The 10,635-nt window shown below is 35.6% G+C and carries 6 protein-coding genes and 1 tRNA gene; 4 read left to right on the forward strand and 3 right to left on the reverse strand.

The annotated features are described in order from the left end of the window. Nucleotides 1-13: 13 nt before the first annotated feature. Nucleotides 14-2,161: a M3 family metallopeptidase gene (locus IWX83_RS09835; protein ID WP_196829359.1), complete on the reverse strand. Its 2,148-nt coding sequence runs from the start codon at nucleotides 2,159-2,161 to the stop codon at nucleotides 14-16. 363 nt (nucleotides 2,162-2,524) lie between these two features. On the opposite strand from IWX83_RS09835, the gene IWX83_RS09840 reads away from it, so the two are divergent. Continuing rightward, nucleotides 2,525-4,288: a DUF885 family protein gene (locus tag IWX83_RS09840; RefSeq protein WP_196829361.1), complete on the forward strand. Its 1,764-nt coding sequence runs from the start codon at nucleotides 2,525-2,527 to the stop codon at nucleotides 4,286-4,288. 427 nt (nucleotides 4,289-4,715) lie between these two features. Here the strand turns inward: IWX83_RS09840 and IWX83_RS09845 are convergent, their stop codons facing one another. Then, nucleotides 4,716-5,846 carry a hypothetical protein gene (locus IWX83_RS09845; RefSeq protein ID WP_196829363.1) on the reverse strand — a complete coding sequence of 377 codons (1,131 nt, stop codon included), beginning with the start codon at nucleotides 5,844-5,846 and terminating at the stop codon, nucleotides 4,716-4,718. Between the two features lie 93 nt (nucleotides 5,847-5,939). Between IWX83_RS09845 and IWX83_RS09850 the strand changes: the two genes are divergently transcribed. After that, a complete protein-coding gene (locus tag IWX83_RS09850; RefSeq protein ID WP_196829365.1) occupies nucleotides 5,940-6,176 on the forward strand; it encodes a hypothetical protein in 237 nt (78 codons plus the stop codon). An 82-nt stretch (nucleotides 6,177-6,258) separates the two neighbouring features. Continuing rightward, nucleotides 6,259-7,944: a hypothetical protein gene (locus IWX83_RS09855; RefSeq protein WP_231379925.1), complete on the forward strand. Its 1,686-nt coding sequence runs from the start codon at nucleotides 6,259-6,261 to the stop codon at nucleotides 7,942-7,944. 538 nt (nucleotides 7,945-8,482) lie between these two features. On the opposite strand, the gene IWX83_RS09860 is transcribed toward IWX83_RS09855, so the two are convergent. Beyond that, nucleotides 8,483-8,564: transfer RNA gene (locus IWX83_RS09860), tRNA-Leu, on the reverse strand. Between the two features lie 108 nt (nucleotides 8,565-8,672). Here IWX83_RS09860 and IWX83_RS09865 point away from each other — a divergent pair. After that, the gene (locus IWX83_RS09865; RefSeq protein WP_196829369.1) at nucleotides 8,673-10,061 is read left to right on the forward strand and encodes a dipeptidase; all 1,389 of its coding nucleotides are present in this window, start codon (nucleotides 8,673-8,675) and stop codon (nucleotides 10,059-10,061) included. Nucleotides 10,062-10,635 lie beyond the last annotated feature (574 nt).

Here is a 10,635-nt window from a genome sequence, read left to right on the forward strand (position 1 = left end):
AAGAAAATTATAATTATCCTTTTATTTTTTTAAGGGGTTCTTCTTTTTTGTCCAGACCACGTTTTCTCAACAGCGGCTCAATACTAGGTTCAGCACCACGGAAACGTTTGTACAACACCATCGGATCTTCGGTTCCTCCTTTTTCCAAAACATTGTCACGAAATAATTTGGCTTTTTCTGGATTAAACAAAGTAGTCGTTTTAAACGCTTCAAAGGCATCGGTATCTAAAACTCCTGACCAAATGTAGCTGTAATATCCAGAAGAATATCCTCCTGAGAATATATGGCTGAAATACGTGCTTCTATATCTTGGAATAATAGAGGAAATCAAACCAATTTTTGTCATTGCTGCTTTTTCGAAAGCGTTTGCATCAACAGTAATATCTTTGGTTTGAGAATGGTATTCTAAATCCAACAAAGAAGCTGCAAGATATTCTGTTGTGGCAAAACCTTGATCAAAAGTTCCTGCTTTTTTCAATTTATTCACTAGCGTCTCTGGAATCACTTCGCCTGTTTTATAATGCTTTGCATACATTTTTAAAACCTCGGGTTCAGCCGCCCAGTTTTCCATAATTTGGGAAGGAAGTTCTACGAAATCTCTAGGAACACTTGTTCCAGCTAAACTTTTATACGTCACATTCGATAATAATCCGTGTAAGGAATGTCCAAATTCATGAAAGAAAGTCGTCACTTCATCAAAAGTCAAAAGTGCCGGAGCATTTGCTGATGGCTTTGTAAAATTACAAACGATAGAAACTACCGGAGCAACACGTTTTCCATCCACCGTTTTCTGGCTTCTGTATGAGGTCATCCATGCACCGCCACGTTTCGATTCACGCGGATGAAAATCCATGTACAAAACACCCAAATGTGTACCATCTTTTTCTAAAACTTCCCAAACGGTTGCGTCTTCGTGGTATTTTGGAACATTAGTCAACGCTTTGAATTGAATTCCGTATAATTTTTCGGTTACTTGAAAAACACCTTTTCTAACATTATCTAAACTAAAATACGGTTTCAATTCTTCTTCGTCAAGATCAAAACGTTCTTTTCTGATTTTCTCTGTATAATATCTCCAGTCGTAGGGTTGAACCGCGCCTTTTATTCCTTCTTTAGCCATCATTTTCTGAATATCGGTAGCTTCTGTTTTGGCAATTTCCAAAGCTGGTTTCCACAAATCATTCAACAGCTTGTTTACATTTTCCGGTGTTTTAGCCATCGATTCCTCCAACACATAATTAGAATGCGATTTAAATCCTAACAATCTTGCTTTTTGCCCACGAAGGTTGGCTAAATCTACTGCATTCTTCTTATTATCAAAAGCATCGTTATGGTTGCCTCTGGTTTGGTAGGCATTCCAAATTTGCTTACGCAATTCTCGGTTGGAACTGTATTGCAAAAACGGCATCACGCTAGAATTAGAAAGGGTAAAAACCCATTTTCCCTCTTTGCCTTTTGCTTTAGCATCAACAGCGGCAGCATCGATTAATCCCTGTGGCAATCCGGCCAAGTCTTTTTTATTATCAATAACCAACTCGTATGAATTAGTCTCCGCCAAAATATTTTGTCCATATTTCAAACTTGTTAGCGAAAGATCTCCATTTATTTTACGCAATATTTCTTTATCCGCATTGGATAAATTAGCTCCACTTCGAACGAAATCTTTGTACGCATTATCTAAAATTTTAGCTTGTTCTAAATTTAAGCCTAATGTTTCTTTTTTGTCCCAAAGTGTTTTTACTTTTGCGAATAATTTCTCGTTTAAGTAAATATTATCTCGGTGTGCAGAAAGATTTGGTGCCGTTTCTTTGGCAATATTCTGAATCTCTTTATTGGTATTCGCCGAATTCAGATTAGAAAAAACCGTGTTTACATTCGATAATAATTCCCCTGCGTTTTCCATAGCAAGAATCGTATTTTCAAAAGTGGCAGGCTGCGTATTATTTGCAATAGCATTAATCTCCGCTTGATGTTTACTGATACCTTCTAAAATAGCGGGTTTAAAATGTTCATTTTTAATTCTGTCGAAAGGCGGCACATTAAACGGCGTGTCATAAGCTTGAAAAAATGGATTCATAGTGGTGTTTTCTTTTTTCTCTTGTGCTTCAATTGTTAGCATATTCCCAATGACTAACAAAATGAAAAAGGATTTTTTTCTCATTTGAGTTTAATTAATTAGAATCGTAAATTTAGCCTAAATCTATTCAAACCAAGAACTACAGCGGCGCCTTAACTAAATTTTGTGAAAAAGAAATAGTACTTTACTAAACCTCTACCTAATCTAAGTAATAACAATAAAACAATGACGTATTTTTTTTTACCATATAAGTCATTGAAGTTTCATTTGTGTAAGACTGATAACTTAAGCAATAATAAGGTCATTTAAGGTTTAATGCTTACATGACTTTTTATGTTAAATAGTATTTCACTCATTTTATAGTACGGCAATAAATAAGTCCAACTACTTAGTATAGGAAATTAAAAAAAAGAATAAATTAGCTAAATCTATAATCAAACATTCATTATGAGAAAAATAACCACTCTTTTCTTTGCAATAACAGGTTCTTTGCTGCTAGTTAATTGCAAATCCGAAAATAAAAAAGAAGATTTTACCAGTTTAACAAAAAACTATTTTGACGACAAAAATGCTTTAGACCCTTTGGGAGCAACGCAAAGTGGTCAAAACCAATACAACGATCAGCTGCAATTTGAGATGACGGACAGTTTTAGAAACTCGCAAGAAGCTTTTTTTGACAAATACCAAACTGCTTTAAATAAAATTGATAAAGAAAACTTATCCGAGGAAGAAAAAAACAGTTACGAAATCATCAAATGGGAAGTTGAAATTGGTAAAGATTTATTAAAACAACCTACCAATTTGCTTCCTGTTCATCAATTTTGGGGTACACACCTCACCATGGGACAGTTTGCGGGAGGAACCAGCGCACAACCTTTTAAAACAGAAGAGGATTATACTAATTTCCTACAGCGAATGGATAAATACGCTGTTTGGATAGACTCCGCGATGGTATACATGAAAAAAGGATTAGACAAAGGGGTGGTATTACCTAAGTCGTTGACAGTAAAACTAATTCCACAATTTGCCGAAATGGCTACGCCAAATATTGAAGACAATCTATTTTACTCTTCTATAAAATTAATGCCTGCTTCATTTCCTGACAGCATCAAAGAAGATTTAACGGCAAAATATACAGCGACAATCAATACCAAACTGATTCCGCAGTATAAGAAGATGGCTGATTTTTTGAATAAAGAATACCTTCCTGCTTCCAGAGCAACCAGCGGAATTGGAAGTTTGCCTTTTGGAAAAGAGTTATATGCCGCTTACGTAAAACAGTGGACTACTACTGATATGACTCCAGAAGCCATTCATGAATTAGGACTAAAAGAAGTGGCTCGACTGACTGCCGAAATGGAAAAGGTAAAAACGCAAGTCGGTTTCAAAGGCACATTATTAGAATTCTTTGAGGAGGTTCGAAACAAAAAAGAATTAAAACCCTTTACCAAACCAGAGGAAGTTATTGCTAATTTTCAAAGCATTTACACCCGCATTAAACCGAATGTAGATAAATTATTTGCGTTACAACCTAAAACGAAATTTGAAATCAGACGCACAGAAGCTTTTAGAGAGCAAACGGCTAGTGCGGAATACAACCAAGGAACGGCTGACGGCACACGTCCCGGTATTTTCTATGTGCCAATTCCCGATGTAGCCAATTATAATATGTATGGTGATGAAGATTTGTTTTTGCATGAAGCGATTCCGGGGCATCACTTTCAAATATCCTTACAGCAAGAAAACGAGAGTCTTCCTGATTTTAGAAAATTCAATTGGTTTGGCGCGTATGGCGAAGGTTGGGCATTGTACACGGAAAGTTTAGGAAAAGAATTGGGTTTGTATCAGGATCCGTATCAGTATTTTGGGATGTTGGGTAATGAAATGCACCGAGCAGTTCGCTTAGTAGTAGATACAGGATTACACTCCAAAGGGTGGACCAGAGAGCAAGCTATTAAATATTCGTTAGCAAACGAAGCTGAAAGTGAAGCGAGCATAATTCCAGAAATCGAACGCTACATGGCGATTCCGGGGCAAGCATTGTCCTATAAGATTGGTCAGTTAAAGATTATGGAGCTTCGCAAAAAAGCGGAAACTAAGATGGGTACTACATTTGATATTAAGAAATTTCACGAAAAAGTATTAGAGTCTGGCGTAATGCCTTTAGCATTATTAGAAAAGAAAATCAATGCTTGGATTGAGAATAAATAATTATTAAAAGTAGGTATAAAAAAGCTTCTCCATTGAGAAGCTTTTTTTATGTGCGGATCATAAATCTTAATAAGATCAATCCACATTCTCAATACTGTATTTTCACTCTTATTGGATATACAATTACATCCAGTAGTTCATTTGCAAAAATTATCGGTTTATCTTGGTGGTTTTCTTGGAAAAATTTTTCAATACTGTTTAGTTTCTCTACTATAATTTCAAAGCGGTTTTCCATTTTTAATATAAGGTGAAGAAAGAGACCTTATTTAAAAGCTGATTTTTAACGCTTTTAAACCTACTACCAACTTTCAAGACCATTAATTCTAATTTGCTAAAGATATGCTATCAAACAAATAGCAATTTCGTTCCATAGGATAAAAGGCTAACGTCCGTGGACAAACCGTATGAATGTTTCAGTAGTCAAGGCTTACTTCACGTATTTATTTATCATATATTGTGTAATGGGTTTTAACGTTTTCTCATTTTCAGGATGAAAACCTGGACCATAAAAAAAATCAAGATGGTTTCCATTTTTACAATACCATAAAACGGGTTTATTATGCTTAAAAAAAGTTGTTGTATCCGACACCTCAATTTTTTTAAAACCTAGCATATTTTGATTTATCGGTAGTTTGGAGTACACGTTTACAATCCCGACTTCTTCAGTTTCACACTCCACCACTTCATAATGGTCTTTTTGCCATTGCATACACGTTTTTTTTGAAAAAAACCAATATCCAAAACCACCTAGGACTAAAATCAGAAGCATTGCTGGAATAATTTGCTGTGTCTGTAAAGACCGCATTTGCTTTTTCACCAAGAACGATGGTTGAATTACTCCTTCATTCTCCCTGTTGTCAGTTATGGCCCTTTTATCTTCTACGGTAACTTGGTGCACAATACTATTTTCATTACTGTCAACAAGACTACTCTCTTTTTTTAACGATTCTGTTCTTGAAAATTTAAGATACGGTCTTGGATTAAAATCGACCAATATTGCTGCAATATTCACCGCTTCAATATCAGTTAAATCCGTTTCTCCCTTAAAAAAGGTTTCAATTGGCCTGAATCTATCTGTTTGCTCTTTTAATTTATTGGAGCAATTTGGAAGAAAATCAAATTGAAAAAAAGCAGAAAAGCTTTTTAAATCGTCAGCATTTACATCATCTTTAAATAACTCGGCACACAATTTCCTCAATTTAGCGCGAGAAGGATTTAGCAAAAAACTGGAATGACTTCCCCTTTTTTCTCTCTCATACTTCAATTGAATAGCTGCTTTATAATCTTCTAAAGTATTTTTCACCATAAGCTTACAGGAATTTTTAGGAATTATCAGGAATCCTTCGTCATACTGGGAATCATAGGAATTCCGTATCAATTTTACTTCAGAAGCATCAGTACTTTGCCTCAGAATTAGTTGTTGTTCTATTTCGCGATACGAACAAATGTACAAAACTACTTCTATAAAAGTGACGCTATACAGAACAGAATTTTTATTCCGGGAAGTATAATTAAACGGTTCTGTACTAGCTGACTTTACTTCCCGAAACCAAAACAAACTGTTCTCATTTTAATGGTTTAGCCAACACTAATTATTCGATTACAGCTATCGAACGGCCAAACCTATGTCCAATTTTCAACAATTACAATCATGAAAAAAATATTTTTCATAGCTGCTTTTACAGTATCGGGCCTGGTTATGGTATCCTGTGATGCGGATGCTATTGATAGTACAACAGCTCAATCAAAGGAATTTGCAATTCAAAAAGAAAAACTAAAATCAATGGAAAATGACAGTATTTCTATTGTTAACACAAGCACGGTTAATGCGAGTGAAGGCCCTGGTGATGAAATAATTATTATAACACCTCCAAAAAATCCACAATAAAGAGCATTAATTTACAATTAAATACTAATTTCGGGGAAAGAAACTTTATATGTTGCGTTCCCCGTTTTTTATTTTACTGCTTTTGCTTTCAATTGTATCTTGTCAAAAGAGTGTAAATACAGTTATTGATACTTCTAAAAAACAAGAAAGCCTAAAATACACCCAAGCTAAGAGATTGTCGGAATTAGGTGATTCCTATAACAGGGATAGTAAATTAGATAGTGCTTTCTATTATTATAATAAGTCCAAAGAATTATTTGAAGCTGAGGGGAACAGTTCTTACATTGCCTATAATCTAATTGGAATGGCTCATATCCAACAAACCTATGGCGATTATTATAGCAGTGAAGAAACTTTAACCGAGGCTTTACCTTACATAAATAATGATTTACAATATCAGGTAGCTGCAAATAATTTATTCGGAATTGCAGCAAAAGAAGTAAAAAATTACGATGACGCCGTTCGCTATTATGCTACAATTTTAAAAACGGTTAACGATTCTGTAGCTAGAGTGGCATTATTCAATAATATCGCCACGGTTTATACGGAACAAAAAAAGTACAGAAAAGCCATTGCCCTTTTAGAGCCAATTTTAAAAACTGATATTTTAGATACACTACAGCATAAAAAAGCTAGAATTATTGACAATCTGGGATTTGCTTATTATAAAGACAATCATATTCAAAAGGGACTAGCATTAATGAACCAGGCTTTAGTAATCAGAACTAGCATTAATGATTCCTATGGAAGTATTGAAAGCTATTTGCATTTAGCTGATTTCTATCAAAATAGAGACTATCAAAAATCGAAGGAGAATGCATTGCAGGCTTATAAGGTAGCCACAAAGTATCAAAGTATCGATGAACGATTGGAGGCATTGGAATTCTTAATGTCTTACAATCTGGAAAAAGGGGTAAATAGTTATGCCGCATTGTTTGTAAATCTTAATGATAGCATTAAAACAGTACGAAACAATGCTAAAAATCAGTTTGCTAAAATTAAGTATGATTCCAGAGAAGCGACCTTGGAAAATATAAAATACAAAGGACAAAGAGCAGAAACCCTTTTGCAACTTGAAACGCAAAAAAACGAAAAGTATTTGCTCAGTTTTGGATTCGTTGTACTACTTGGAGGAATCGGTTTCCTTATCCACTATTTTAGAAATAAAAGTAAACGAGAGTTATTAGTAGCACGTTACAATACCGAAACTCGAATTTCTAAAAAACTTCATGATGAACTCGCTAATGATGTTTTTTATGCTATGACTTTTGCCGAAACGCAAGATTTACAAAACCCTATAAAAAAAGAAACGCTGGTAGACAATCTTGATAAAATATATGTTAGAACACGAGATTTCTCTAAGGAGAATAGTACTATAGAAACGGGAGAAAGTTTTGAACACAATCTAAAACAGATGCTCAGCAACTATAAAAGTGACAGTGTCGAAGTCATTATAAAAAACGGAAATATAATAGATTGGTCAAAAATCGAAAACGAAAAAAAGATAGCTTTGCAAAGAGTATTGCAAGAGCTCATGGTTAATATGAAAAAATACAGCCAAGCCAATTTTGTGATCATTGGGTTTGATAGCGATCAGAATAATGTGATAATTGACTATTCAGATAATGGGGTGGGCTTCACGGAAAAACTAATTTTAAAAAATGGACTTCAAAATGCGGAAAACCGCATTCAGGCAGTAAAAGGAACACTTATGTTCGATTCTCAAATCAATAAAGGTTTCAAAGCTAAAATTTTACTTCCTAAATAATTTAACAAAAATAGGTTCACAAAAGTTTTAATTGCGATTGATATCGATTTTAATAATGTGGGTGCGGCTTAAATACTCCAAGAACTCGATGTTCCCGACATTCAATATGCAAAATATTGTGATGAAGCTTTGTTAAAAATTAAAAAAGCACATATTGATGGTACTCCTTTTCAACTGCGATTTAAAAATGCTGACAAATTTACCTTTTGCCGTTTGCAAATTCTTTCCTGCTTCTTTTCACTTACTGCGTTTATTCTTCATACCCTATTCAATTTCCTTAACTTGTGTATCGAAGTCGGCAGACGATAAAGTCTATTAATTTTATCGAAAGTTGTGTCGGTTCTGAAAATCCGTCCTTTGAAATCTAACTTTGTTTGCCTGAAATCATAAACCCAAAAAGTTCTCCCTTTTAGAATAATTTAAGTTTAAATAGGTGCTCTAGGGCACAGGTTTAGGAAAGAGTGTTGTTTTTTGGGGAACACACAAAACAAAAAAGACTTAAAAAACTGATAATCAGCTATTCAAGTCTTAATGTTTGTGCGGATAATAGGACTCGAACCTACACGCCTTGCGGCACCAGATCCTAAGTCTGGCATGTCTACCAATTTCACCATATCCGCGCAATTGTGGGTGCAAAGATACACTTAACTTCCAATTTTCAAAACAATTTAGACAAAAAATATTCATACTCTTTTTTGTACTTTTGGAATATAAACAAATTTCACCTAATGGAAAATATTAAAGCATACGTTCAAGAACACAAAGATCGCTTTATCAATGAGTTAATCGAATTATTAAAAATCCCATCCGTGAGTGCCGACACTGCGTACTCACATGATGTTTTTGCAACTGCTGATGCCGTAAAGGCCAGTTTAGAGAAAGCGGGCTGTGATTTTGTCGAAATTTGCGACACTCCAGGTTATCCAATCGTATATGGCGAGAAAATTATTGATCCCAACTTGCCTACCGTTTTGGTCTACGGACATTATGATGTACAACCACCAGATCCAGTCGAATTATGGACTTCTCCACCTTTTGAACCGGTAATCAAGAAAACCGAAATTCATCCTGAAGGCGCTATTTTTGCCCGTGGTGCTTGTGATGACAAAGGCCAAATGTATATGCACGTAAAAGCATTAGAATATATGGTTCAATCCAATACTTTGCCGTGTAATGTGAAATTCATGATTGAAGGCGAAGAAGAAATTGGTTCCAAAAGTTTGAGCTGGTTTGTTGAACGCAATCAGGAAAAACTAAAAAACGATGTGATTTTAATTTCTGATACTGGAATGATTTCTAATCAGCAGCCGTCAATTACAACAGGATTGCGTGGATTAAGCTATGTAGAAGTCGAAGTTACGGGACCAAACCGGGACTTACATTCTGGATTGTATGGCGGAGCCGTTGCTAATCCAATCAATGTGTTGGCTAAAATGATTGCTTCGCTTCATGATGAAAACAACCACATTACTATTCCTGGTTTCTATGATAATGTCGAAGAATTATCCTTGGAAGAAAGAGCTGAAATGGCCAAAGCGCCTTTCAATCTTGAAAATTATAAAAAAGCAATCGACTTAAATGACGTTTATGGCGAAAAAGGCTATGTCACTAACGAACGCAACTCCATTCGTCCTACACTGGATGTAAACGGAATCTGGGGTGGCTACACTGGCGAAGGTGCTAAAACAGTTATTGCAAGCAAAGCTTTCGCCAAAATTTCGATGCGTTTGGTTCCTAATCAAGATTGGGAACAAATCACCGAATTGTTTACCAAACACTTCACCAGCATCGCTCCTGCTGGCGTAACTGTACTTGTAAAACCACATCATGGCGGACAAGGTTACGTAACCCCAATAGACAGCATTGGCTACAAAGCCGCCAACATGGCGTATACTGAAACCTTTGGTATACCAGCCATTTCGGTGCGTTCTGGAGGAAGTATTCCAATCGTTGCGTTATTCGAAAAAGAACTGAAAAGCAAAACTATTTTGATGGGATTTGGTCTGGATAGCGATGCCATTCACTCGCCAAACGAACATTTCGGGATCTTTAATTACCTCAAAGGAATTGAAACCATTCCGTTGTTTTATAAATATTTCGTGGAGTTGACAAAATAATAAGTATCGATAACGTCAGTTCGAGTTTTTTTGTGAATAGAAAGGGAACAAACTTCTCGATACGCTGCGCTACTCGAAGTGACATACATAATAATACTAATCCGCTCTACACAGGGCGGATTTTTTTTTGGGCGTTCCCATGTTGCAGCAAGCCCTACGAAGATTCACAACCTTCCAAGCAACAAGGGCGGGCTTTCCGTTACAATCTTTTTACCCGCCGAAAAGGCGGACAAAAAGGATTTCCACTGCAATCCCTAACGCAAGCCCTCGATAATTTTCCTAGCCCAATAATTTAAGAAAATCTGCGAATCTGCGGTTATTTTTCTCACCACAAATCAAGCCATTCAATCCCATGAAAAATCTGTGAATCTGTGGCTAATTTTTACACCAAGACTACACCAAGTGATAAAATAAAAAATTTGCGAATTTGCGGCGTTCACTTTTACGCCACTAATGCACCAATTATTGAATCAAATAAGAAATCTGTGAATCTGTGGCTAATTTTTACACCAAGACTACACCAAGTGATAAAATAAAAAATTTGCGAATTTGCGGCGTTCACTTTTACGCCACT

Source organism: Flavobacterium sp. CG_9.1, assembly GCF_015751645.1.
Classification (GTDB): domain Bacteria; phylum Bacteroidota; class Bacteroidia; order Flavobacteriales; family Flavobacteriaceae; genus Flavobacterium; species Flavobacterium xanthum.